This is a genomic window from Brucella sp. HL-2 (genome assembly GCF_025846885.2).
Lineage (GTDB): Bacteria > Pseudomonadota > Alphaproteobacteria > Rhizobiales > Rhizobiaceae > Brucella > Brucella quorumnocens.
In genome coordinates this window covers 37,845-62,294 of sequence record NZ_JAOYTK010000014.1, presented here as the reverse complement: position 1 = coordinate 62,294, position 24,450 = coordinate 37,845, and the positions used below count along the sequence as shown (strand labels likewise).

The window sequence follows — 24,450 nt, the reverse complement described above, 5'->3', positions numbered from 1 at the left end:
GGGAGGCGGTCCATCCGATTCGCTGAATTATGGGGCTATAAGGCTATTGCTGATCAATTGCTTAGCCGACTGCATTGCGCGCTTTTAACAAAAGCGCCACGCTGTCATACGCAATCACATTGGCTTCGTCTATTTTGTGGGCATGTCTTGTGGAGAACTACCGCTCTCCCAATAAGGAACGGGCCCGTAAAGATCAGCCAGATAATCTATGAACAATCGTACTTTTGCTGGTAGGAATTGTTTTGAGGGATAGACGGCGTGGATCGCGACATTGCGGGAAGCGGAATAATCAGGCAGCACCTGTACGAGCTTGCCTGCGGCTAGTTCCGGACCGACATCCCAAGTCGAGCGCTGCGCAATGCCAAGCCCCGCAAGCACTGCTTCGCGAACCATTTCGCTTGAATTGGTCTGCAATGGTCCTTGCGGGCGAATGGTGATCGGTCCTTTTGGTCCTTCCAGCCGCCACGGGTCATTATTGTGCGGAGCAAGACAAATATGCGCTTGCAGATCCTCGATGGTTTCCGGCGTGCCCCGCTCCGCGATATAATGCGGTGAGGCAACCAGAACACGGCGCACTGGTGCCAGACGTCGCGCGACGAGTGTCGAATCCGACAATTCGCCAATGCGGATAGCAAGATCATAGCCATCGCCGACAATATCCACCATTTCGTCTGATAGCTGCATATTGACAGTGAGGTCTGAATTGGTCCGCATGAAAGGCACAAGATAGGGCGCGATATGCATGCGCCCGAAGGTCGTCGGGGCTGATATTTTCAGTGTCCCGCGCGCGTTTGCTGATCTGCGGGCAACGAAGGCTTCTGCCTCTTCGATATTGCTCAGAATTGCCAGAACGCGCTCATGATAACCTTGACCGGCTTCGGTCAAAGCAATCTGACGTGTGGTTCGCTGCAAAAGACGCGTGCCGAGACGTTCTTCTAGTCTTCCCAGTCTTTTGGAAACGACTGCCGGGGACAATCCAAGATCACGCGCGGCGGCTGACATGCTGCCTGTTGTGACAACACGTGCGAAAATCTCCATATCGGCCAGACTGCTCATCATGATAGTTTCAAATCCTCCCTGGCAGATATATGCACTGGCTCATCTAGCCGAGGCGGGCAAAGGACCGCAAGGCGATTATGCCGCAGCGTCACAACTGTTTCGCTATAGGCCAATTGGTAAAATAATATTACCACTTGACCCAAGCGACGCTGAATGCACTCTGGGGAGGCGGAGGAACACATGAGCGGACTGATTATGCCGGAGCCAAATGCTTCGGTTCTTGAACGGCGCGATACAATCGTTGCTGACCTTAGGGCAATAGTACCGGGGGAGGGCGTTGTCGATGCGACCAATACCATGCGGGTGTTCGAAACAGACGGGCTGACCGCGCATCGCGCATTGCCACTTGTTGTGGTGCTGCCGGAGACTGTCGAGCAAGTTTCCAAAATACTGCGCTATTGCCATGAGAATGAAATTCGCGTTGTGCCACGCGGTGCAGGGACGTCGCTTTCCGGTGGTTCCATGCCTCTGGTTGATGCCGTGTTGTTGGGCATGTCGCGCTTCAATCGCATTCTTGAAATCGATTATCCCAACCGCGTCGCTGTCGTGCAGCCGGGTGTGACCAATCTTGGCATCACAAAGGCCGTGGAACACGAAGGCTTCTATTATGCACCTGATCCGTCTTCGCAAATTGCATGCTCCATTGGCGGCAATGTTGCAGAAAATGCGGGCGGCGTACATTGCCTGAAATATGGCCTCACGGCCAACAATGTGCTTGGCATCGAAATGGTGTTGATTACGGGCGAAGTGTTGCGGCTTGGTGGCAAGCATCTCGATAGCGAAGGCTATGACCTGTTGGGTCTCATGACAGGATCTGAAGGCCTTTTGGGGGTGGTTACGGAAATCACCGTGCGTATTTTGCAGAAGCCGGAAACAGCGCGTGCGGTGATGGTCGGGTTCCCTTCAAGCGAGCAGGCAGGCCAGTGTGTGGCTGATATTATCGGCTGTGGAATTATTCCCGGCGGCATGGAAATGATGGATCGACCGGCCATTCAGGCAGCGGAAGATTTTGTCCGTGTGGGTTATCCGCTGGATGTTGAAGCGTTGCTGATTGTCGAACTCGACGGTCCTCCGGTAGAGGTCGATCATCTGATTGGTCAGGTGGAAGCAATCGCACTGAAAAATGGATCGACCACCTGCACACTTTCGCAATCGGAAGAGCAGCGACTGGCTTTCTGGGCTGGGAGAAAAGCTGCGTTTCCGGCTGTAGGCCGTATCTCACCTGACTATCTTTGCATGGATGGCACGATACCGCGCAAGGAATTGCCCCGTGTGCTTTCAGGTATGCGCGATCTTTCCGAAAAATACGGGCTACGTGTCGCCAATGTCTTTCACGCAGGCGATGGCAATCTCCATCCTCTCATCCTTTATGATGCGAATATTCCGGGTGAACTGGAGGCGGCCGAAGATTTCGGTGCCGACATTTTGCGGCTTTGCGTCAAGGTTGGCGGTGTGTTGACCGGCGAGCACGGCGTTGGCATCGAGAAGCGTGATCTGATGCCGGTCATGTTCAACGAGATCGATCTTGATCAACAGATGCGCGTCAAATGTGCTTTTGATGCCAAGCATCTGCTCAATCCCGGCAAGGTCTTCCCACAATTGCGTCGCTGCGCCGAGCTTGGCCGCATGCATGTGCATCGTGGCGAATTGGCTTTTCCGGACATTCCCCGATTTTAGGGCGCGTTTTGATGATGACTGACACAAACATAATAAAGCCGCAGGATGAGGCGGGTGTTCTGGAGGCGGTGCAATGGGCCTTGGCCAATTCAACGCCGCTGGAAATCATTGGTCGGGGCAGCAAGCGCGGTATTGGCTGTCCGATGGCAACAGGTGCTGTGCTTGATGTGTCGAACCTGTCCGGTGTGACACTTTATGAGCCTGATGAACTGGTGCTTTCTGCAAAGGCTGGAACGCCGCTTGCCGAAATCGAGAAACTGCTGGCCGATAACAAGCAGTGTTTTCATTTTGAGCCGATGGATTACGGCCCACTTCTTTCTGGCGAGTCGGGAAGCGGCACGATTGCGGGTGCGCTTGCGGCCAATCTGTCAGGGCCGCGCCGCCTCAAAGCCGGTGCCGCACGCGACCATATATTGGGCGTGCGTGTGGTTTCGGGGCGTGGGGAGTTGTTCAAATCCGGCGGACGCGTGGTCAAAAACGTGACCGGCTACGATCTTTCAAAGGGCATGGCCAATTCTTGGGGGACGCTGGGCGTCGCCACTGAAGTGACTTTCAAGGTTTTGCCTGCGCCTGAAACAGTTGCAACGCTTGCCGTGCGCGGGCTTGATGATGAGGCTGCAAGCCGGATCATGGCCATGGCTATGGGGTCACGAGAAGAAGTAGCTTCAAGCGCGCATCTGCCGCCAAGCGTGGCATGGCGCTTTCTGGACGGCAATCTCGGTGGTGAGGCCGCGACCATTCTGCGGATCGAGGGTTTTGCGCCTTCCGTGCGCCATCGCAGCGCGCAATTGGGGGCGTTATTGGGTTCTGTTGGAGTGATTGATCTTCTCGATGAGACACAGTCGCGTCAGCTCTGGCGCGAGGTGCGCGATGTGCTGCCGTTTGTGAAAAAGGGTGATCAGCGCGCAGTGTGGCGTGTTTCCATGGCACCTATGCAGGGCTGGAGAATGGTGGATGAACTGCGACGCCACGCTGGCGCCGACGCTTATTATGACTGGCAGGGCGGTTTGATCTGGCTGCGCATGGAGGCCGAGCCAGAAGCTCATGTGCTGCGCGCCCTTATTGCAAAATATGGCGGCGGACATGCCACGCTGGTGCGGGCACCGGAGCATGTGCGGGCAAACACGGATGTGTTTGAGCCGCAATCGGCTGCACTTGCCGCTTTGTCGCGACGTCTGAAGTTGCAATTTGATCCGGAGAATATTCTCAATCCGGGCCGTATCTATCCTGAGCAAGCAGGAGTGTGACCCCATGCAAACTCAATTCAGTCCTGAACAACTTCTCGATCCCGGCGTCAATGAGGCCGAAAAAATCCTTCGCAAATGCGTGCATTGCGGCTTCTGCACGGCGACATGTCCGACTTACGTAACACTTGGCAATGAGTTGGATAGTCCACGTGGACGCATCTATCTTATCAAGGATATGCTGGAGAATAATCGTCCGGCTGACGAGGAGGTTGTGCGGCATGTTGATCGTTGCCTGTCGTGCCTGTCATGCATGACGACCTGTCCGTCTGGTGTCAATTATATGCACCTGATCGATCATGCGCGGTCGCATATCGAGAAGACCTATAAACGCCCATTTATGAACCGCTTTCTGCGCGGGGTTTTGGCACAGGTTCTGCCATATCCGGGTCGGTTCCGGCTGGCGCTGCAACTGGCAAAACTCGGACGCCCATTCGCTTCTCTGTTTCGTAAGAGCGACACATTAAGGCCCGTGGCTGCCATGCTCGATCTTGCACCGCAATATTTACCCGCTCGACAGCAGATCGACGCTATCAGTCCCGCGAAGGGCGAAAAGCGCGGACGGGTTGCAATCCTCAATGGCTGCGCGCAACCGGTGCTCAATCCCGGCATCAACGCTGCCACGCTGCGCTTGCTTAACCGGATCGGTGTCGAGGTGATAACGCCAAAGGGCGAGGGGTGTTGTGGCTCCCTGGTGCACCATATGGGCCGCGAGGAGCAAGCGCTCGAGCAAGCACGGCACAACGTTGATGTGTGGACCCGCGAAATCGAAGCAGGTGGCTTGGACGCCATTATCGTAACGACGTCTGGTTGCGGTACGACGATAAAGGATTACGGCTATATGCTGCGGTTGGACCCGGCATATAAGGACAAGGCAGCAAAGGTTTCCGCGCTGGCTAAGGACGTGACCGAGTATCTGACCTCAATCGAGCTGCCCGAGCCTCTACAGCCGGCAGGCCTGACTGTTGCTTATCACTCGGCGTGCTCCATGCAGCATGGTCAGAAGGTGGTGCGTCAGCCGAAGGATTTGCTCGCTAAGGCAGGCTTCACGGTGCGGGAGCCTCTGGAGGGGCATCTTTGCTGTGGCTCGGCTGGCACCTACAATATCATGCAGCCTGAAATAGCCACCAAGCTTCGTGACCGTAAGGTCAAGAACATTGAGGCCACAGGGGCAGATTTGATCGCAACCGGCAATATTGGCTGTATGACGCAAATCGCAACCGGCAGCCAGTTACCGATCGTGCATACAATCGAATTGCTCGATTGGGCATATGGCGGACCAAAACCTGCTGCTCTTTCAGGCGCCAGTCTTCACTGATCGCGCGTAATGCAAAGGGAAACCTTTGAACCCTTTCGTTTCTTTCAGAACGAAGGTGGTTTGCATCTCTTTGATGCGGGGAAGGCGACGTAAGGTCGACATGGCGAAATCCGCATAGGTATCGAGGTCATGCGATACGACTTGCAGCAGAAAATCTGCGTCGCCCGCAATGCTGTAACAGGTGATGACTTCATCAAGGCCCATCAGTTCGGCAGCAAATTGCTCAGCTTCGGCTTCACTGTGGCTGTCGATCTTGATCCGCACAAAAGCCATGACGCCGAGTCCAATGGCTTTCCGGTCCAGTGTGGCGCGGTACCCTTGTATGACGCCATCTTCTTCCAGCTTGCGCATTTTACGCCAGCTTGGCGATGTCGACATGTTGACCTTTTCGGCGAGCGCCTGATTGGTCAGGCGTCCGTCCTCCTGCAATGCGTTGAGAATCTTGATGTCGGATGGTTCTAGTGGGGTCATTGGAATCTACCTGGAACGCATTTAATGCAGGTAGATACTACCAAATTTTAAATTAAAACAGGGAATAAAGATAAGAAATACCTTCTTGCCCGGTGTAATTCTGGCTGAAATATCAGTTCCGTCGGAGCCATCATGCAAAAAGATTTACGCCTCGCTATCATCGTTAATCCAGAGCTGTCCTTGGGATTGCTTGCCAATACGGTTGGGGCCATTTCCATAGGTCTGGGTGCGAAGCTGCCATTCATCGCAGCGCGACAACTGACCGATAAATCAGGCACTGCAATCGATATCAGTTCTGATCGCCCGGTGCCGGTTCTGCAGGCAGATGCGGAGACTATTCGGTCTATTTTTTTGAAGGCGGCAAGCTTTGAAGAACGACAGGCTGTTGTGGCATTCCCGGCGTTTGCCCGCGCACTGCATGTCTATGCAGAATATGAAAAGACATTCCCAGATAGGGAGCTTTCATCGGAAACGATCGATGGGGTAGGCATTGCTGGCCCGGCCAAGTGGGTGCGTTCACTGACCGGAAGCTTAAAGCTTCTGCGATAAAAAAGAAGCCCGGCAGAGCCGAGCTTCTCGTTTCAATCAACCCAGCGAAAACGTGTTCGGATTTGGTCCGATACGGCCATCAGCCTTGTCGAGTTTGGTGATCGCATCGTGATCGGTGCCATTGAGACGGAAATCGAAAATATCGAAATTTTCCTTGATGCGAGCAGGCGTAACCGACTTCGGGATGACAATATTGCCGGTCTCGATATGCCAGCGCAGGATTACCTGAGCTACTGATTTTCCGAGCTTATCAGCGATTGTTTTCAGCGTTGGATTTTCCAGAATTGTGCCTTGTCCGAGCGGGCTCCAGGCTTCTGTCGCGATGTCGTGCTTGCTGTGGAACAGACGCAACTCGTCCTGCTGGAACTGCGGATGCAGCTCAATCTGGTTCAGAACCGGAGTAACGTCGCTTTCCTTTAGAATACGCTCAAGATCGGCGGTGCGGAAATTCGACACGCCGATGGATTTCGCGCGACCTTCTTCTTTCAGCTTGATGAAAGCACGCCATGTTTCCATGAACAGGTCCTTGGAAGGGATCGGCCAATGGATCAGATAAAGATCCACATAATCGGTGCCAAGCTTCTTCAGGCTTGTGTCGAACGCCTTGAGGGTCGATTCATAGCCTTGATCGTTGTTCCAGAGTTTGGTCGTCAGGTAAATATCGTTGCGGGCAATGCCTGAATCGGTGATTGCTTTGCCGGTGCCTTCTTCGTTGCCATAAATGGCTGCGGTGTCGATGTGGCGATAGCCGACTTTCAACGCTTCACTGACCGCCGCAACGGCTTCATCGTTGCCAACTTGCCAGACACCGTAACCGAGCTGTGGAATGTGATTGCCGTCGTTCAGTTTTACCGCCGGTACGGTCATGATCTGTCCTTCCCTCTTACGTGCATACTGTTTGATGTATCTTCTCCAGCATATGGGTGTTCGCACGAAAAGTGAAAGTCATTTCCGACATGTTTGTCGGTGATCGCAGCGCTTTCTTCAAGAAAAAGCCAAAGGTTTCAATTTGATGACAAAAAAAGCCGCTGTTACGGCGATAACAGCGGCTCGATAGCTTTGTTTGAAAGGACAGGGTCAGCGCACCACCACGCGAGTGCCCACGGGAACGCGGCCATAGAGATCGGTCACATCTTCGTTACGCATACGGAAGCAGCCTGAAGACATGGCTTTCCCAATCGTCCATGGCTGATTTGTACCGTGGATACGATAAAGGGTGGAACCGAGATAAAGTGCGCGTGCGCCAAGAGGATTGTTGATCCCGCCCTTCATCTGAGCAGGCAGAATACGTCCCTTCTTGCGCTCGCGGGCGATCATTTCCTTTGGTGGTGTCCAAGTCGGCCATTCGGCTTTGCGGCTCACGCGCTGCGTGCCTTTCCAGCCAAAGCCCTGCTTGCCAACGCCGATGCCATAACGGCGGGCCTGTCCATTGCCCTCAACGAGATAGAGAAAGCGCTTGCCGGTGTCGATCACGAGGGTGCCGGGCTTTTCGCCACCCGAATAAGAAACTGTCTGTGGCAGGAATGCGGGATCAAGTTGCTGCTTCTTGCGCACAACCTTTGCCGGATTGGCGGCAGGGCGCTGCTGACTTACATTCTGATAGCGCGGCTTTTGCGGCTGCTTCTGGCGAACAATCGCGCGCTTCTGCGACTCTGTGGCATCGAGTTGCGGCAGGATACGAACCGCCGGTCCATTGAGCTGCGCGATCCAGCGCTGCGATGTTTCATTGTCAACCCGAACCGGTGGTTGGGTTGCGTAACGATCATTGGCAAAAGCCATGCTGGTGGTCACAATGGAGACTGCGATTGCCGCGAGTGATCCTATCAAAAGCAGATGACGTGGTTTCATAAGCCAAATCCGACTGTTTTGCGTTCTGCATCTGCCCAGCATCTGCAATAACGCGGTTGCCCGTCGCACTCCTGACATCTCCTGTCAGGAGAACGGCCCCGAAATTCATGGGCCCATTGTGCCGGGGAATGGAATCATAAAGGTAAATTTTGCCGCGTGTCGGGCTTTGACTTGCTTCAAATTAAAGTTGTGGTTAGCGGCAAGTTGCGCGACATGATTAAAAATGAATGAAACTTTGGAGGGCAGAAATGAGCGACACGGTGCAGGAAAAGACCGGCTTGATCGTCAGTGCTGATGGCAAGATGCGCTGTTTCTGGCCCGGTGAGTTGCCTGATTACATCGCCTATCACGATAATGAGTGGGGCGTTCCTGTAACGAGTGACCAGCGTCTGTTCGAGAAAATCTGCCTTGAAGGTTTCCAGTCCGGCTTGTCGTGGCTGACGATCCTGCGCAAGCGTGAGAATTTTCGTGCGGCCTTTGACGGGTTCGATTTCCACCGTGTAGCCCTTTATAACGATGCGGATATCGAGCGGCTACTGGCTGACAAGGGGATCGTGCGCCATCGCGGAAAGATCGTGTCCACAATCAACAATGCCAAACGCGCCATAGAGCTGGTCAAAGAAAAAGGATCGCTCGCTGCCTATTTCTGGTCGTTTGAGCCGGGTGCGGAAGATCGTCCGGAAGTGGTGGATTATCCGACCTTGTCTGCCAATCCCACCACCGCCACATCGACCCGGATTTCAAAAGATCTCAAAAAGCGTGGCTGGTCTTTCGTGGGACCAACCACCGTTTACGCATTTATGCAGGCCATGGGGCTGGTCAATGATCACATTGAGGGCTGCCATTGCCGCTCGAATATTGAAAAACTCCGACAGGCTTTGAAGCGACCCAACTAACGAGAGGGTGCTGATTGCGCCGGTTTCCGTTTTCTGGCACAACCGCAAAGTTCGTTCTGGGAGTGCGAAAATGGATCTGACGTCGCTTGCAGTCTTTGCCGGAATTCTGATGGTTGCAGCTGGTACGCCGGGTCCGAATATTGGCGCGTTGGTCGCTCGTGTCATCAGCCGTGGCCATAAAGGCGTTTTTCCATTCATGTTTGGTCTCTGGATCGGTGATGCCGTCTGGCTGTCTCTGGCTGTTTGGGGACTTTCTACACTGGCGCAGCATTTTCACACTGTCTTCCTCGTGCTCAAATATGGTGGCCTTGTTTATCTGGTATATCTGGCATGGAGAATGTGGTTTGCGCCGGTTGGTGATCTTACCAATGAAGCGATCATCCCGCGTCGCAATGAGGCTGGCGGGCTTTTTCTGAGCGCACTGGCAATCACGCTTGGCAATCCAAAGATCATGGTTTTCTATGTCGCCATCCTGCCGACTGTGATTGATCTCACAGGTGTTTCGATCCTTGGTTGGGGCGAATTGCTGCTGGTCATGTTCATGGTTCTTGCTGTTGTTTATTACGCTTGGGTGCTGCTCGCGGTGCAGGCGCGCCGCTTTTTGCGTACACCACGCTTGGTAAAGATTGCCAATCGCACATGCGCTGGAATGATGGCTGGCGTGGCTGTTGCCATTGCCGCGCGCTGAGGATCGGTTTTTAAAGCTCTTCCTGCACTTGCCGCACCCTGTTTGATGCGTTAGGAAACCGGCAACAGATTTGCCGGTTCTTACTGGCGTAACATGAACAAAATCAGCGATCAGGCAGGAAAAATGGCCGATAAAGCGGACAAGATGAAGGCGCGGTTGCCGCGCGGGTTTGTCGATCGGGTGCCAGATGATCTGCGCGCCACCGAAAAGATGACGGCAACCATCCGTGAGGTCTACGACCTTTATGGGTTTGAGCCGGTCGAAACGCCGCTCGTTGAATATACCGACGCGCTTGGAAAGTTCCTGCCGGATCAGGATCGTCCGAATGAAGGCGTGTTCTCGTTTCAGGACGATGATGAGCAGTGGTTGTCGCTGCGCTATGATCTGACCGCACCGCTTGCGCGCTTTGTGGCTGAGAATTATGAAAGCCTGCCCAAGCCTTATCGCAGCTATCGCAATGGCTGGGTTTTCCGCAATGAAAAGCCGGGTCCGGGTCGTTTCCGCCAGTTCATGCAGTTCGATGCCGACACCGTCGGTGCCCCGAATGTCTCGGCTGATGCCGAAATGTGCATGATGATGGCTGATACGGTTGAACGCCTTGGCATTCAGCGCGGCGATTACGTGATCCGCGTCAACAACCGTAAGGTTCTTGACGGTGTTCTCGAAGCGATTGGCCTTGCAGGCGATGAGAATGCAGGCAAGCGTCTCAATGTTCTGCGCGCCATCGACAAGCTGGACAAGTTTGGTGCGGAAGGCGTGCGCCTTTTGCTCGGTAAGGGCCGTCTCGATGAGAGCGGCGATTTCACCAAGGGCGCGTTGCTCGACGATGCAGCCGTGGAAAAGGTTCTGGCCTTCACCGCTGCGGGTGGTGCAAGTGGTGCCGAAACTATTGCCAATTTGCGGGCAGTTGTTGCAGGTAACGCCAAGGGCGAAGAAGGTGTTCAGGAGCTTGCCGATATGGAAGCACTGTTCGACGCTGGCGGTTATGAAGGCCGCGTGAAGGTCGATCCATCCGTGGTTCGCGGTCTTGAATATTATACCGGTCCTGTCTTTGAAGCCGAACTTCTGTTTGATGTGACCAACGAAGACGGCCAGAAGGTTGTGTTCGGTTCAGTTGGCGGTGGCGGTCGTTATGATGGTCTGGTGTCGCGTTTCCGTGGCGAACCTGTTCCGGCAACCGGCTTCTCGATTGGCGTTTCGCGCCTGATGACTGCGTTGAAGAACCTCGGCAAACTTGATGTTTCTGACGTGGTTGGCCCGGTCGTCGTGCTGGTCATGGACAAGGACGCCGCAAGCCTCGGCCGCTATCAGAAGATGGTTTCCGATTTGCGTCAGTCTGGCATTCGCGCTGAAATGTATGTCGGTGGTTCCGGCATGAAAGCGCAGATGAAATATGCGGATCGTCGCGATGCGCCATGCGTGATCATTCAGGGCTCGCAGGAGCGTGAAGCAGGCGAAGTTCAGATCAAGGATCTGATTGAAGGCAAGCGTATCTCTGCTGAAATCGAGGACAACGCGACTTGGCGCGAGAGCCGCCCCGCGCAGGTCACGGTCAAGGAAGACAGTATCGTTGAAGCAGTTCGCGAAATCCTTGCAGCGCAGGCTCGCGATCGCGCACAGCAGACAAAGTGACGGGACGATGACTGGATCACGCACATCACCGATCTTCGCCACGCTTCGTGGTCAACTTGATGCCAGCGAAGCGGAGCTTGTTGATATTCCGCTGATCCAGCTAGCCGATCCGTTTCTGGATATGGCGGGCGAGGATTTGCGCCGCCGTATCTTCCTAACCGAAAACGAGAATGGCGATAGCCTTTGCCTGCGCCCGGAATTCACCATTCCGGTCTGCCGCAATCACATCGCGCTCAATGCCGCAACACCTAAGCGTTATGCCTATGTCGGCGAGGTTTTCCGTCAGCGTCGTGATGGCGCTGCTGAATTTCTACAGGCAGGCATTGAAGATCTCGGTGCTGCCGATGAGGCTGCATCGGATGCACGTTCGATTGGCGATGCGCTTGCATGTGTGAAGTCTACTGCCGTGGACGTGAAGCTTGAAATCGTTCTGGGTGATCAAGCCGTTTTTGCAGGCATGCTCAAAGCGCTTGGTTTGCCACAGGGATGGCGCAAGAAATTGCTGCGTGCTTTTGGCGACGAACATACCATGGAAGCAGCTTTTGCCGAACTGACCGGCGAACAGCGCAATGATCCGCTGCCTGAACAGCTCGCGGGCCTTGTCGCCGAAGGTGATGAGGCAGGGCTTGCGCGCATGCTGGAAGCCGAAATGCTGGAAGCTGGCGTTTCACCGGGAGCAGGCCGCACGCCTGCCGAAATTGCGCGCCGCCTGATCGAGAAAGAAGATCTGGCTGCAACGCGGTTTCCATCCTCGGCCCTTGAAGTGTTGAAGCGGTTCCTCGCAACGCGTGTTTCGCTGGAAGCTGCTAGCATCACGTTGCGGGCTTTCGCTGCCGATAATGCGCTTGATTTGAATGCCGTTCTGCAAAAATTTGAAGCCCGTACCGACGCAATTATTGCAGCCGGTATTTCGGCGGAAGACATCGTTTATGACGCGTCTTTTGGTCGTCCGCTCGATTATTACACCGGCCTTGTCTACGAAATCCGTCAGGCGGGCAGCGACAAGGATATGGTTCTGGCGGGTGGCGGTCGTTACGACCGTCTGCTGACGATGCTTGGCGCATCCGAAAATATCCCCGGGGTTGGCTTTTCCATCTGGCTCGACCGGCTTCAGGCGCTGAGTGGAGAACAATCATGACTGTGACATTGGCACTTCCTTCCAAGGGACGGTTGAAGGAGCAGACGCTCGCAGTTCTGGAAAAGGCGGGATACAAGGTCGTTCTGCCAGACGATTCGCGCAATTATCGCGCGCGCGTTGAAGGCGAGAATGACATCGACATTCTGTTCCTGTCGGCATCAGAAATTGCGCGTGAACTGGGTTATGGCAGCGTCGATCTTGGCGTAACGGGTGAAGACCTTGTTCGTGAGACGCTGGCTCATGCTGATGAGCGCGTCGCGATTGAAGCGGAGCTTGGCTTTGGTCATGCCGATGTTGTGGTTGCAGTGCCGGCAGTCTGGCGCGATGTGACGACTATGGCGGATCTTGATGACGTGGCTGCCGATTTCCGTCAGCGTCATGGACGCCGTTTGCGTATTGCAACCAAATACTGGCGCCTGACGCAGCAGTTCTTTTCGCAAAAGCACGGTATTCAGGTTTATCGCATTGTCGAAAGCCTTGGAGCAACTGAAGGTGCGCCAGCAGCAGGTTCTGCTGATATGATCGTCGACATTACTTCAACCGGTTCGACGTTGACGGCTAATCATCTGAAGGTTCTCGAAGACGGTATCATCCTGCGCTCGCAGGCCTGTCTTGTATCTGCCCGTGGCAGTGTGACAAATACACGGGTTGCGGAAGTCGTTGCGCGTATTCGCAAGGGGCTTGCCGGCTGATAAATACTGAATTGAATTAAAAAATCCGGTCTGAAATTCAGACCGGATTTCTTTGTTTAGATCTTTGGCTTGCTGCCAATCAGACCGTAGTAGGCGATATAAATGTAGCAGACGATTGGCATCAGGAATGCCAGATGAATGCCAACAGTATCGGCCAATGCGCCCTGAATGAGCGGGATAATCGCGCCGCCAACAATGGCCAGACACAGAATGCCGGAGCCCTGGCTGGTGTGTTTGCCAAGACCATGCAGCGCGAGGCTGAAGATCGTTGGGAACATGATCGAGTTGAACAGGCCGATAGCAAGTACCGACCACATGGCAACATGGCCTGTGGTAGCGACCGTGATGAGCAGCAGAACAATTGCGATTGCTGCATTGAAGGCAAGCGCCTTGCCGTCATCAATATAGCGCATTGCAACGGAGCCGATGAACCGTCCGACCATTGCGCCGCCCCAGAAATAGGTAACGTGATGTGCGGCATCGGCTTCAGTCAGTCCTGCGATTGAAGGATCGCTCAGGAAGTTGACGAGGAAGCTGCCGATGCTGACTTCCGCGCCCACATAGACGAACAGGCCGACCGCGCCGAGCACCAGATGGCGATATTGCCAGGCGGAGCCTTCTTCTTTGCTCGATACGGCAGTTTCTTCTTCCTGAACATCTGGCAATTTCAGGATCGCGAACACCACTGCGAGAACGGCGAAAGCCAGTGCCAGCAGTAGGTAAGGGAACTGAACCGCATCTGCTTCAGCGGAATTTGCAGCGTCGGTTGTGGCAGCAGAAAGAATGAGGAATGCGCCAAAGAGTGGTGCAACTGTTGTTCCAAGCGAGTTGAAAGCCTGAGTAAGTGTCAAACGGCTCGCTGCGGTTTCCGAAGTGCCCAAAACCGTGACGTATGGATTTGCTGCGACCTGAAGGATTGTGACGCCCGAAGCCAGAACGAAAAGCGCCCCGAGAAAGAGCGCGTAGACGCGATAAGATGCAGCTGGAATGAACAATGCGCAGCCGATAGCAGCTACGACCAGACCGGTTACAATGCCCCACTTATAGGAAATCCGCTTTACAAGCGCACCGGCTGGCAGCGAGACGATGAAATAAGCGCCGAAGAAGCAGAACTGGATCAGCATCGACTGGAAATAGTTGAGCTGAAAGACGCCCTTGAGATGCGGGATCAGAATGTCGTTGAGACAGGTGATGAAGCCCCACATGAAGAAGAGCATGGTGAGGCTGGCGAGCGCAAAATTGTAATTTTTGCCCGAATGGGCATCAGCACGAAGCTGACTATTCGTTGCGGGTGAAACGGCCATTTTTTCTCTACAAGCTAAGTTATGAGACACGTCTGGGAGGACGATATGTCTTTCCAAAATGAAAATAGGCGGCTGCATTATCTTACAAGATCGAAGGATGCAATCATTGCGCGTTCAAAGTAACAGTTCTGTGTATTAATAAAGCGAATACTAAAAAGCCGCGCTGTTGAGGCGCGGCTTTTTCAAAATGTATATCGAAGCTCGATCAGCCGCGCTTTGCATCGATCGAAATCGAACCCGCACCCTGAAGCGCCAGAAGGATCAGACCGCCGGCAATGGCGAGGTTTTTCTGTGCCATCATCGCGTTCATGCCTTCAGCGAAGTTCATGTGGGCAACAAGGGTTGCACCGATGGTGAAGAGAGCCACGATTGCGGCAGCAATACGGGTCTGGAAACCAACCAGAATGGCGAGGCCACCAACAAACTCAACCAGACCAACCAGAACGGCAGTCACAGTTGGGACCGGCAGGCCGAGACCGGCGAAGTAGCCAGCTGTACCGGAAATTGCAGTCAGCTTGCTGAACCCAGCGAGAATGAACAGGATCGAAAGAAAGACGCGTGCGACGAGCGTGGCCAGGCCGTTGCTCTGAGGAGTGATAGAGGGCATCAGGGGTATCTCCAATTAAACTGAGCAATCAAATACCTACTCCACACTGTCAAGGAAAGATAGATATTCCTCGACAGTTTGTTCACCGCATATGCACAATCACTCCGGTGCGATCATTTTTTCCGCGCGTACCAAGCGGTCGTAGTCTTCTTCGGAGACGTGACCGCTCTTCAACGCTTCTTCCCGCAAAGTTGTCCCGTTCTTGTGTGCGGTCTTGGCGATCTTCGCCGCATTGTCATAGCCGATAGCTGGAGCCAGCGCTGTTACGAGCATCAGCGAGCGTTCGAGAAGATCCTTGATACGATCTTCATTCGCTTCAATGCCTTCAACGCAATGGTCGGCAAATGAAACCATGGCATCGCTCAGGATACGGATCGACTGCAGCACATTATAAGCGATGACCGGCTTGAAAACATTGAGCTCGAAGTGGCCCTGACTTGCCGCAACTGTAACTGTCGTCTGGTTGCCAAAAACTTGCGTTGCGACCATCGTCAAAGCTTCGGCCTGTGTCGGGTTGACCTTGCCGGGCATGATTGATGAGCCGGGCTCATTTTCCGGCAACGATAGTTCACCAAGACCGGAGCGAGGACCCGAACCCAGGAAGCGGATATCGTTGGCAATCTTGAACAGATCAGCAGCGAGCGCATTGAGGCTGCCGTGGAAGTTTGTAAGGGCGCCGTGGCTGGCCAGGGCTTCAAACTTGTTTGGTGCTGTCTTGAAGCTAAGACCTGTGATTTCGCTCACTGCATCGGCAAAGCCCGTGTCAAAGCCCTTAGGTGCATTAAGCCCAGTGCCGACAGCCGTCCCCCCCTGCGCCAGCAGGAACACGTCTGCGAGTGACTGTTCGATGCGGTGGCGGGCATATTCGAGTGCTGCGCGATAGCCGGAAAACTCCTGACCGAGCGTAACCGGTGTCGCATCCTGCGTATGCGTGCGGCCGATCTTGATGATGTCCTTGAACGCTTCCTCCTTGGCTTTGAGCGCTTTGGTGAGATGTGTCAGTGCCGGATAAAGACGATTTACCGCTTCAACGGCGGTCGCAATGTGAATTGCGGTTGGGAAGCTGTCGTTTGACGACTGGCTCATATTGACGTGGTCATTCGGATGGACCGGCTTTTTGGAGCCGAGTTCACCGCCAAGAAGCTCGATAGCGCGGTTCGAAATGACTTCATTGGCATTCATGTTCGACTGCGTGCCGGAACCCGTCTGCCAGACGACAAGCGGAAAATGATCGTCCAGTTTGCCTTCGATGACTTCGGATGCCGCAACAGCAATCACCTGACCGAGAACCGGATCGAGCTTGCCCAACGCGATATTGGTTTCAGCGGCTGCGCGCTTGACCACGCCCAATGCATGTACGAGCGGCAGAGGCATGCGCTCGCCCCCGATCTTGAAATTATGCAGCGAGCGCTGCGTCTGCGCACCCCAATAACGGTCGGCGGCAACATCAATCGGTCCGAAAGTATCTGTTTCGGTACGCGTGGCGGTCATTTTCAGTCTCCGGCTTGTTTCAGGCGGGTGAAATGCCCGCCTGTAGAATCGAGAATAACAGCATTGGTGGATTATTGGCCACGGGAATGCTTGCATGGCACAGCTTTAGTCTCAAGCATTTGATAAAATATGACTATAAAAGTCAAATTTTATTGATCGTCTTGAGGCACTGGTGCTCAGTTATCCTCGTTGTCGTCATCGCCGTCATCGGTTTCGGAAATCCACGCGGTCGGCTCGACCTTTTGCTGGGTTTTGCTGTCGGTGAAAATCCACCAGCCAGTGTCTGTTTCATCCCAGTCGCCGCCGCCAGCCTGAAGCTTATCGAGCGAACGATACTGGCCAACCGATTCATTGCGTTGATCGTCATCATCGATCCAGACCACAGTGACTTTCCGTCCGTCTTTTGGAGCGGTCGCTATCGGTAATTCCTTACGCATATGATTATCCATCCCAATTGTGGTTCTGATAATCATAGTGCGAAAAAGCTTTGCGGCAAGCTGGGTTATGGCCGGGTTATGCAACTCATAGAGCCATTACCCGGCTTTTCATGGGGTTAATCAGCCTGCGCGAGCTGCCTTCAGGGCGTGGCCCCACCATGCAAGCTGATCCAGCATGTTTTTTGCAGCTTCTGCGAGGTGGGGGAAATCATCCAGCGTGTTTTCTTTTTTGACGACTGCCAGGTAATCCGGGAACAGGATATGTACGCCGGTTTTAACCGACATGGATGACATTTCAACGGCGATCATACGCAACTGTTCGACAGCACGCGCACCGCCGACGCCGCCGTGGCCTACAAAACCCATCGGCTTCTGGATCCAGTCACCGTAGTCGATCGCGTTCTTTAAAACGGCCGTGGGAGCGTGGTTGTATTCAGCGGCGGTGAGGATGTAAGCGTCGAACTCGCGAAGCTTGGTTTTCCACTTGTCGGCGGTCTCAGCCTGTGCGGTTGTGGTGGTCGTGTCGCCATAAAAACCCATCGGGTAATCAGCAAGGTCCAGTATTTCGACGTCAAACTCCGGGCGTTCTGCCGCAACCTTTGCGATCCATTCCGCTGATACTGGCGAGAAACGCTGTTCGCGGGTGCTGCCGACGATCACGGCCACTTTTAGCTTACTCATGGATATTTCCTTTTTGAGTGGTAACCAATAGAGACTAACGCTATACAAGTGACTATCAATATCGCGCAAGGAGGCACTTTTATGAAACCCGGTGACTTCAAGGAAACCAGCGCTTGCAAAGCAGTGACGGATATTCTGTCCCGTGTCGGCGATAAATGGTCAGTTCTGATCGTCAGCTATCTCGGCAATCGTCCGATGCGGTTTAATGAAATTCGCCGCACAGTCGATGGTATTTCACAGAAAATGCTGACCACCACGTTACGTAATCTAGAGCGCGATGGATTTGTATCGCGGACGGTGTTTCCAACCATCCCGCCGAAGGTGGAATATGAACTGACGGAGTTGGGCCGCGATCTGCTCAAGCCGGTTCGTGGTTTGGGAGAATGGGCAATTGCCAATGAGGCACAGGTCATGATGGCGCGTGCGCGCTACGATGCACGCCTGTCTGGCAGCGACGTTGCGCACGCGGATGCAGCGGAATAAAAGATTGGTCGCTAAAAAGTGGAAAGGCAGGCTTGCGCCTGCCCTTCCTGTTGCCTGAGACAGGACTTCCAAAGTGCGGGGGCAAACAGGAAGTCCATCTCGTATCGTTAGCGATTGACCATGAAAGTCGCCGAAAGTAAATCAGAAAATGCTAAAATACATGCGGGCAACATAATAAAGCTTGCGATAGGTAAATTTTCCATAAATCACAAAGAGTTACACGACGTAAAAAAGGCGGACAGAGGCCGCCTTTTCTAGATAGTTTTGGCTTTTAGACTTCTTAGAAGTCCATGCCGCAACCCGCACCGCTCTGCGGCGCAGGCTTTGTACCATGGGCGCGCTTTATGGATTTCTTAGAAATCCATGCCGCCCATGCCGCCCATGCCGCCAGGCATGCCAGCTGGAGCCGAATCCTTCTTAGGAAGTTCAGCAATCATGGCTTCCGTGGTGATCAGCAGGCCAGCAATTGAAGCTGCATTCTGCAGAGCGGTACGGACAACCTTAACTGGGTCAACGATGCCGAGTGCGATCAGATCGCCATATTCACCGTTTGCAGTGTTGTAGCCGAAGGTTTCCGAGGAGTTTTCGAGGATCTTGCCTACGATAACCGAAGCTTCTTCACCAGCATTGGTCGTGATCTGACGAGCCGGAGCCTGCAGAGCGCGACGAACGATGTTGATGCCAGCTTCCTGGTCGGAATTGATGCCCTTGACGGTGATCTTGACCGAAGCGCGGAGCAAAGCGGTACCGCCGCCTGCAACAATGCCTTCTTCAACCGCAGCGCGGGTTGCGTTCAGAGCATCGTCAACGCGATCCTTCTTTTCCTTAACTTCGATTTCCGTTGCACCGCCAACGCGGATAACTGCAACGCCGCCAGCAAGCTTAGCAAGACGTTCCTGCAGCTTTTCGCGGTCGTAGTCGGAAGAGGTTTCTTCGATCTGCTGCTTGATCTGGCCAACGCGTGCGTCGATCTCAGCCTTCTTGCCAGCGCCATCAACGATGGTAGTGGTTTCCTTGTTGATCGAAACCTTCTTGGCGCGGCCGAGCATGTCGAGCGTAACGCTTTCGAGCTTGATGCCGAGGTCTTCGGAGATGACCTGACCGCCGGTGAGGATCGCGATGTCTTCGAGCATTGCCTTGCGGCGATCACCGAAGCCAGGAGCCTTAACAGCAGCAATCTTCAGGCCGCCACGCAGCTTGTTGACAACGAGGGTAGCAAGAGCTTCGCCTTCGACGTCTTCAGCAACGATGATGAGTGGCTTGGAAGTCTGAACGACAGCTTCGAGAACTGGCAGAAGAGCCTGCAGGTTCGAGAGCTTCTTTTCGTGCAGAAGGATGTATGCGTCTTCGAGATCAGCAACCATCTTGTCAGGGTTGGTGACGAAGTATGGCGACAGGTAGCCGCGGTCGAACTGCATGCCTTCAACGACTTCGAGTTCGGTTTCAGCGGTCTTGGCTTCTTCAACCGTGATGACGCCTTCGTTGCCGACTTTCTGCATCGCTTCAGCAATCATCTTGCCGATTTCGGCTTCGCCGTTAGCGGAGATCGTGCCAACCTGAGCAACTTCTTCCGAAGTGTTGATCTTCTTTGCCTTCTTGAGCAATTCGCCAACAACTTCAGTAACTGCGAGGTCGATACCACGCTTCAGATCCATCGGATTCATGCCAGCAGCAACAGCCTTGGCACCTTCCTGAACGATGGCCTGACCAAGAACGGTCGCGGTTGTCGTGCCGTCACCGGCAGTGTCGTTGGTCTTCGAAGCCACTTCGCGTAGCATCTGTGCGCCCATGTTTTCGAACTTGTCTTCCAGTTCGATTTCCTTGGCAACCGATACACCATCTTTGGTGATGCGTGGAGCGCCGAAGGACTTGTCGATAACAACGTTACGACCCTTAGGGCCGAGCGTTACCTTTACAGCGTCAGCGAGGATATCGACGCCGCGCAGCATCTTTTCGCGCGCATTGCGACCGAATTTTACTTCTTTAGCAGCCATTTTACTCTCCTGGGAATATCCCGGTCAGATTATGGTGATGAATGAATTATTTACCGGCTAGTCCGCCGGTTAAACGAAGGTATTAGCCGACGATACCCAAAATGTCGGATTCCTTCATGATCAGCAGGTCTTCGCCGCCGATCTTGACTTCGGTGCCCGACCACTTGCCGAACAGAACCTTGTCGCCAGCCTTAACTTCCAGAGCGATCAGCTTACCAGCTTCGTCGCGGGCGCCTGTGCCAACAGCGACGATTTCGCCTTCCTGAGGCTTTTCCTTGGCGGTTTCAGGGATGATGATGCCGCCAGCAGTCTTTGCTTCCGATTCTACGCGACGAACGACTACGCGGTCGTGAAGCGGACGGAACTTAATATCAGCCATGGTATAACCCTTGGTGTTATAGACGTTGAACCCTGATGAAGCGAACCGACCGGTTCGCGCTGTTAGCACTCTAGATGTCCGAGTGCTAACGTGCCTCTGAGATAGAAGCGGGGCCATTCTTTGTCAAGGATCGTTGCCGTTTTTTGACAGTTGGGAAGATAAATTCCGCTTATAGGCACGTGCACGGCGGAGCGCACCTGCTCCTGAGATGTGGGGACTATACAGCTGAGCCACAAGGCGAACAGGAAAATAACTGCCCTTGATGGGTTATGTTCAGGAAATGGCTTGTTTGGTTAACGGTGCCTGACTGAAAGATCCGTTGATTTCTGACGGACACAATGCGTTCATTTGGACGCAGAGGGGCTCAAGCCGGGTGACAGATCGGGCTGCTTCTTGTAGAGGAAACCGCAGGGCGTGTCAGACACTCGCTCGTTAAAGCCTGTCATTTGCGCTGATGTTGCATGATACGGGCTCCCGATTTCTCCGGTCCTTGGACCGGACAAGCATACTGAGGAAAACCATGAAGCTGCCTGAACGCCTGGATGATCTGACGGATGGATATGATGCGATCTTCTGTGATGTCTGGGGTGTTCTGCACAATGGCGAGGTTGCGTTTGCTCCAGCCGTCGCCGCTTTGAAGCGAGCACGTGCCAAGGGATTGACGGTTGTCCTCGTGACCAATGCGCCGCGCCCATATCCGAGTGTGATCGCGCAAATGACACTGCTTGGTGTACCCGAAGATGCTTATGATCGTGTCGTCACATCGGGTGATGTAACGCGTGACCTCATCATCGAGGGGCCGCGCAAGATTTTCCATATCGGCAGTGAACGTGAGACCGTCATTTATGATGGGCTTGATGTGGAACTGGTCGAGGAGTTTGAGGCTTCAGGCGTTGTCTGTACAGGTCTTTATGACGATGAAACGGAAACACCGGAAAATTATACTGAGCTGTTGCAGCGTCTGCGGTCGCGCAATCTGCCATTCATCTGTGCCAACCCGGATATCATGGTCGAACGTGGCCCGCGTCTGATCTGGTGTGCAGGTGCACTTGCGCGTGATTTTGGCCAGCTTGGCGGCCGCACACTGATCGCAGGCAAGCCGCATCGCCCAATCTATGAGGCCGCATCAAAAGCAGTCGAGGAAGTCCGTGGACATGCCGTCGACAGAAAACGCATTCTCGGCATCGGTGACGGTGTATTGACCGATGTGAAGGGCGCGGCGGATTATGGTTTGGATGTGCTCTATATTTCGGGCGGGGTCCATGCTGCTGATTATGCCGCTGACGGGAATGTTGATTTTGATAAAATGAATGCTTTTCTACAAAAGCACGGCCATTCTCCAATTGCTTCGCTTTACGCACTCGTCTGATATTTTCGAGAAACTGCTTCGACCATGACAAAACCTGTTTTCCAGCGTCTTTCAGGAACCGATGCATTGCCGCTTACGCTGCGTGACTGCGTGGTGGCGATCGGCAATTTTGATGGTGTCCATCGCGGCCATCAGGCTGTACTGGAGCGTGCGCTGGAACTCGCACACAGGGACAGTTTGCCTGCAGTCGTGCTGACTTTCGAACCGCATCCGCGCAGTTTCTTTAAGCCGAACGAGCCCATTGAACGCCTTACTGATGCGGTTGAGAAAGCCGAGATTCTGCGACTCATGGGATTTGATGCGGTTGTTGAACAGCCGTTTACTGCGGATTTCTCAGCGCAGTCGGCGGAAGATTTCGTGCGCAATATCCTTGTAGAGCGGTTGCATGCCAATCGTGTCGTCACGGGCTATGATTTCCATTTCGGAAAGGGGCGTCGGGGCACGCCTCTGTTCCTTGAGGAAGCCGGTCAATCGTCAGGGTTCAGTGTGTCTCTGGTGGATGCTTTCGGTGATGAAGGTGGAAATCTCGTTTCCTCGACGCGCGTCCGTGCGCTCTTGTGCGAAGGCGAAGTCGCGGAGGCGGCGGGTCTGCTCGGCTACCGCTACCGGGTCAGCGGTGAAGTCATCCATGGCAAGAAGCTTGGGCGCACCCTGGGTTTTCCGACCGCAAACATGACCATCGACGATCATGTCAGTTTGAAGCACGGAATTTATGCCGTCCGCTTCCGCAGGGCCGACGGCATCTTGCATGACGGTGTGGCGAGCTTCGGTCGCCGCCCGACTGTCGCAAGCGATGGCAAACCACTGCTTGAGACATTCGTTTTTGATTTTTCCGGCGATCTCTATGGAGAAGTTGCCGAAGTATCCTTCTTTGGCTATCTGCGCGGCGAAGTTAAGTTTGACGGACTCGATCCACTTATCGAGCAAATGAAGCGCGATGAAGAAGAAGCGCGCGTTCTGTTGGCAGGCGCGAAGCCACTTTCCGAACTTGATCGCCTCTTATCGTTTCCTGCTTGAGCCTTAGGTCGTGGTGATGATTTAACTTACGGAGCGGTATGCGGGAAATCGTTCAGCTCTAGGGGCAGAACCGAAGGTGGAGTGGTTCTCCATCGAGGTTTTGCGGCGCCAAGCTGGGCGATTTTCACCATATCCTTTCAGGACGCAGCGGATTTCACCTCCGACTTTGTCGAAGTTCCCTGATGGAGCAATACTCCACTTCGGTCACGTCTCCTCGTCAGATGCACAATCCGACATGCGCCGCTCAAAAGCTAAATCATCACCATGATCTAAAAGACGCCAGAAAGAGTTGTAGTAATTTCTACCTTAGATTTAAGTTTAATTTTACATATTCCGTTCAAACAGTGTTAAATGCCCGCAAAGTTTACGGGCCACTGTTTATCGGAGTTTCACGTGACGCGTATTGTCCCCCTTGCCTTTGTTACAGGCGCTGCATTGTTCGTAGGTCCTTTGTCGGTCGTTGCTGCGGATATGCAGCAGACGGACGTCTATGCGGCTGAGGAAGTGAAGCCTGCCCGCAAATACTTCTGGTCGGGCGACTGGTACCTCAAGGTTGGCGCTGCTGGCCTTGTTGCTCCGAAGTTCGAAGGTTCCAACAAGTATAAGTTTTCAGCGCAGCCTTTGGTGTCGCTTGGCCGTCAGGGTGAAGCAGAGCGCTTTTCTTCGCGTAATGACAACGTATCCTTTGCGGTAATCGACACGGATCGCTTCCGTGTGGGTGCAACAGGCAAGCTTCTGTTCAAACGCGATACCGATATTGATGGAATTCACGAAACCAAGTTCGGCGGTGAAGCCGGTGGCTTCGTCGATGTCTATCCAACCGACTGGCTGCGTTTCCGCGGTGAAGTGCGTCAGGGTATTCGCGCCCACAAGGGCGTTGTTGCGGACGTTGCAGCTGATGCGTTCTATGATGTGACGCCGGTGGTCCGCGTTTCGGCTGGTCCACGCGCAACCTTCGCATCCAAAGACTATTTCAAAACCTATTATGGTGTAACGGCTGAGGAAGCGGTGGCATCTGGCGTCAAGGAATATAATCCAGGCGGTGGTTGGGAATCGGTTGGTGTTGGTGGCGCTATTACCTGGAAGGCAACCGACAAAATTGATACCAGCCTGTTTGGTGAATATAGCCGTCTTCAGGGCCCAGCAAAGGACTCGAGCATTGTGAAACAGCACGGCTCACGTGATCAGTTTATGGTCGGCATTGCTGCGACTTACCGCTTCGATTTCTCGCTCGACTGATCAAAACAAACCCAGAGTATTTCCAGTTTAAGATAAATCGTTGGAGGTACTCTATCCATTTGTTTCTACGCATGTCTTTGTCCCAAAACCGGTTCCCACTTTTGGGAGACATGCTCTATCTGTAAGCTTTTCGAGGACAGGGCTGCAAGTTTATTGCGCCCTGCCTCTTTATTCCTGCGAAGGTCATTGCTAAAAGCGTGCCCATGATGACGGATTTTCGGCATATCATCGCGGCCA

24 protein-coding genes are annotated in these 24,450 nt (G+C 53.8%); 13 read left to right on the top strand and 11 right to left on the bottom strand.

The annotated features are described in order from the left end of the window. Positions 1 to 129 precede the first annotated feature (129 nt). Positions 130 to 1,059, bottom strand: a complete 930-nt coding sequence (locus OIV19_RS15585) for a LysR family transcriptional regulator (RefSeq protein WP_151091015.1) — start codon at positions 1,057 to 1,059, stop codon at positions 130 to 132. Between the two features lie 180 nt (positions 1,060 to 1,239). On the opposite strand from OIV19_RS15585, the gene OIV19_RS15580 reads away from it, so the two are divergent. Genes OIV19_RS15580 through glcF form a run of 3 tightly spaced genes read left to right on the top strand, consistent with a single transcriptional unit; the run spans position 1,240 to position 5,298 of the window. Then, entirely contained in the window at positions 1,240 to 2,736 is a 1,497-nt protein-coding gene (locus OIV19_RS15580; RefSeq protein ID WP_264232193.1) for an FAD-linked oxidase C-terminal domain-containing protein, read from the top strand. A 14-nt stretch (positions 2,737 to 2,750) separates the two neighbouring features. Continuing rightward, on the top strand, positions 2,751 to 3,983 hold the full coding sequence (gene glcE, locus OIV19_RS15575) for a glycolate oxidase subunit GlcE (RefSeq protein ID WP_264232218.1): 1,233 nt from the start codon (positions 2,751 to 2,753) through the stop codon (positions 3,981 to 3,983). Between the two features lie 4 nt (positions 3,984 to 3,987). Continuing rightward, positions 3,988 to 5,298, top strand: coding sequence for a glycolate oxidase subunit GlcF (glcF, locus tag OIV19_RS15570; protein WP_151091011.1), 1,311 nt, complete (start codon positions 3,988 to 3,990; stop codon positions 5,296 to 5,298). Here the strand turns inward: glcF and OIV19_RS15565 are convergent. Next, positions 5,278 to 5,769: an Lrp/AsnC family transcriptional regulator gene (locus tag OIV19_RS15565; protein ID WP_191793397.1), complete on the bottom strand. Its 492-nt coding sequence runs from the start codon at positions 5,767 to 5,769 to the stop codon at positions 5,278 to 5,280. The genes glcF and OIV19_RS15565 overlap by 21 nt on opposite strands. 132 nt (positions 5,770 to 5,901) lie before the next feature. Here OIV19_RS15565 and OIV19_RS15560 point away from each other — a divergent pair, with 132 nt between their 5' ends. Then, complete coding sequence (locus OIV19_RS15560; protein WP_264232192.1) at positions 5,902 to 6,318, top strand: DUF2000 domain-containing protein; 417 nt, start codon at positions 5,902 to 5,904, stop codon at positions 6,316 to 6,318. A 36-nt stretch (positions 6,319 to 6,354) separates the two neighbouring features. Here OIV19_RS15560 and OIV19_RS15555 read toward each other — a convergent pair whose 3' ends face one another. Both OIV19_RS15555 and OIV19_RS15550 read right to left on the bottom strand, forming a co-directional pair. After that, complete coding sequence (locus OIV19_RS15555) at positions 6,355 to 7,185, bottom strand: aldo/keto reductase (protein ID WP_264232191.1); 831 nt, start codon at positions 7,183 to 7,185, stop codon at positions 6,355 to 6,357. Positions 7,186 to 7,395: 210 nt separating this feature from the next. Continuing rightward, entirely contained in the window at positions 7,396 to 8,166 is a 771-nt protein-coding gene (locus OIV19_RS15550; protein ID WP_151091003.1) for a L,D-transpeptidase, read from the bottom strand. A 248-nt stretch (positions 8,167 to 8,414) separates the two neighbouring features. On the opposite strand from OIV19_RS15550, the gene OIV19_RS15545 reads away from it, so the two are divergent. The 5 genes from OIV19_RS15545 (at position 8,415) to hisG (ending at position 13,212) form a co-directional block, all read left to right on the top strand. Next, positions 8,415 to 9,062, top strand: a complete 648-nt coding sequence (locus tag OIV19_RS15545) for a DNA-3-methyladenine glycosylase I (RefSeq protein ID WP_264232190.1) — start codon at positions 8,415 to 8,417, stop codon at positions 9,060 to 9,062. A gap of 70 nt (positions 9,063 to 9,132) precedes the next feature. Beyond that, positions 9,133 to 9,750, top strand: a complete 618-nt coding sequence (locus OIV19_RS15540) for a LysE family translocator (RefSeq protein ID WP_264232189.1) — start codon at positions 9,133 to 9,135, stop codon at positions 9,748 to 9,750. Positions 9,751 to 9,873: 123 nt separating this feature from the next. Next, positions 9,874 to 11,382, top strand: a complete 1,509-nt coding sequence (hisS, locus tag OIV19_RS15535; protein ID WP_264232217.1) for a histidine--tRNA ligase — start codon at positions 9,874 to 9,876, stop codon at positions 11,380 to 11,382. A gap of 7 nt (positions 11,383 to 11,389) precedes the next feature. Further along, the gene (locus tag OIV19_RS15530) at positions 11,390 to 12,520 is read left to right on the top strand and encodes an ATP phosphoribosyltransferase regulatory subunit (protein WP_264232188.1); all 1,131 of its coding nucleotides are present in this window, start codon (positions 11,390 to 11,392) and stop codon (positions 12,518 to 12,520) included. Then, positions 12,517 to 13,212 carry an ATP phosphoribosyltransferase gene (gene hisG / locus OIV19_RS15525; protein WP_151090995.1) on the top strand — a complete coding sequence of 232 codons (696 nt, stop codon included), beginning with the start codon at positions 12,517 to 12,519 and terminating at the stop codon, positions 13,210 to 13,212. The genes OIV19_RS15530 and hisG overlap by 4 nt, the downstream gene beginning before the upstream one ends. Positions 13,213 to 13,268: 56 nt before the next feature. On the opposite strand, the gene OIV19_RS15520 is transcribed toward hisG, so the two are convergent. The 5 genes from OIV19_RS15520 to OIV19_RS15500 all read right to left on the bottom strand — a co-directional run bounded on the left by OIV19_RS15520 (position 13,269) and on the right by OIV19_RS15500 (position 17,732). Further along, positions 13,269 to 14,516 carry a sugar MFS transporter gene (locus tag OIV19_RS15520; protein ID WP_151090993.1) on the bottom strand — a complete coding sequence of 416 codons (1,248 nt, stop codon included), beginning with the start codon at positions 14,514 to 14,516 and terminating at the stop codon, positions 13,269 to 13,271. Positions 14,517 to 14,721: 205 nt separating this feature from the next. Continuing rightward, positions 14,722 to 15,123, bottom strand: coding sequence for a DoxX family protein (locus OIV19_RS15515; RefSeq protein ID WP_264232187.1), 402 nt, complete (start codon positions 15,121 to 15,123; stop codon positions 14,722 to 14,724). Positions 15,124 to 15,222: 99 nt separating this feature from the next. Next, entirely contained in the window at positions 15,223 to 16,614 is a 1,392-nt protein-coding gene (gene fumC, locus OIV19_RS15510) for a class II fumarate hydratase (protein WP_264232186.1), read from the bottom strand. Positions 16,615 to 16,790: 176 nt separating this feature from the next. Next, positions 16,791 to 17,051, bottom strand: coding sequence for a hypothetical protein (locus OIV19_RS15505; protein WP_151090989.1), 261 nt, complete (start codon positions 17,049 to 17,051; stop codon positions 16,791 to 16,793). A 120-nt stretch (positions 17,052 to 17,171) separates the two neighbouring features. After that, positions 17,172 to 17,732: an NADPH-dependent FMN reductase gene (locus OIV19_RS15500; protein ID WP_151090987.1), complete on the bottom strand. Its 561-nt coding sequence runs from the start codon at positions 17,730 to 17,732 to the stop codon at positions 17,172 to 17,174. Positions 17,733 to 17,813: 81 nt separating this feature from the next. Here OIV19_RS15500 and OIV19_RS15495 point away from each other — a divergent pair, with 81 nt between their 5' ends. Further along, positions 17,814 to 18,215, top strand: coding sequence for a winged helix-turn-helix transcriptional regulator (locus OIV19_RS15495; RefSeq protein WP_151090985.1), 402 nt, complete (start codon positions 17,814 to 17,816; stop codon positions 18,213 to 18,215). A 353-nt stretch (positions 18,216 to 18,568) separates the two neighbouring features. Here OIV19_RS15495 and groL read toward each other — a convergent pair whose 3' ends face one another. Together groL and groES are read right to left on the bottom strand one after the other, a co-directional pair. Beyond that, positions 18,569 to 20,209: a chaperonin GroEL gene (gene groL, locus OIV19_RS15490; protein ID WP_095444884.1), complete on the bottom strand. Its 1,641-nt coding sequence runs from the start codon at positions 20,207 to 20,209 to the stop codon at positions 18,569 to 18,571. Positions 20,210 to 20,291: 82 nt separating this feature from the next. Then, positions 20,292 to 20,588: a co-chaperone GroES gene (gene groES, locus OIV19_RS15485; protein ID WP_151090983.1), complete on the bottom strand. Its 297-nt coding sequence runs from the start codon at positions 20,586 to 20,588 to the stop codon at positions 20,292 to 20,294. Positions 20,589 to 21,108: 520 nt separating this feature from the next. On the opposite strand from groES, the gene OIV19_RS15480 reads away from it, so the two are divergent. The 3 genes from OIV19_RS15480 to OIV19_RS15470 all read left to right on the top strand — a co-directional run bounded on the left by OIV19_RS15480 (position 21,109) and on the right by OIV19_RS15470 (position 24,213). After that, on the top strand, positions 21,109 to 21,957 hold the full coding sequence (locus OIV19_RS15480; RefSeq protein ID WP_151090981.1) for a TIGR01459 family HAD-type hydrolase: 849 nt from the start codon (positions 21,109 to 21,111) through the stop codon (positions 21,955 to 21,957). Positions 21,958 to 21,981: 24 nt separating this feature from the next. Next, on the top strand, positions 21,982 to 22,974 hold the full coding sequence (locus OIV19_RS15475; RefSeq protein ID WP_264232185.1) for a bifunctional riboflavin kinase/FAD synthetase: 993 nt from the start codon (positions 21,982 to 21,984) through the stop codon (positions 22,972 to 22,974). Positions 22,975 to 23,367: 393 nt separating this feature from the next. Beyond that, positions 23,368 to 24,213 carry a MipA/OmpV family protein gene (locus OIV19_RS15470; RefSeq protein ID WP_235901636.1) on the top strand — a complete coding sequence of 282 codons (846 nt, stop codon included), beginning with the start codon at positions 23,368 to 23,370 and terminating at the stop codon, positions 24,211 to 24,213. Positions 24,214 to 24,450 lie beyond the last annotated feature (237 nt).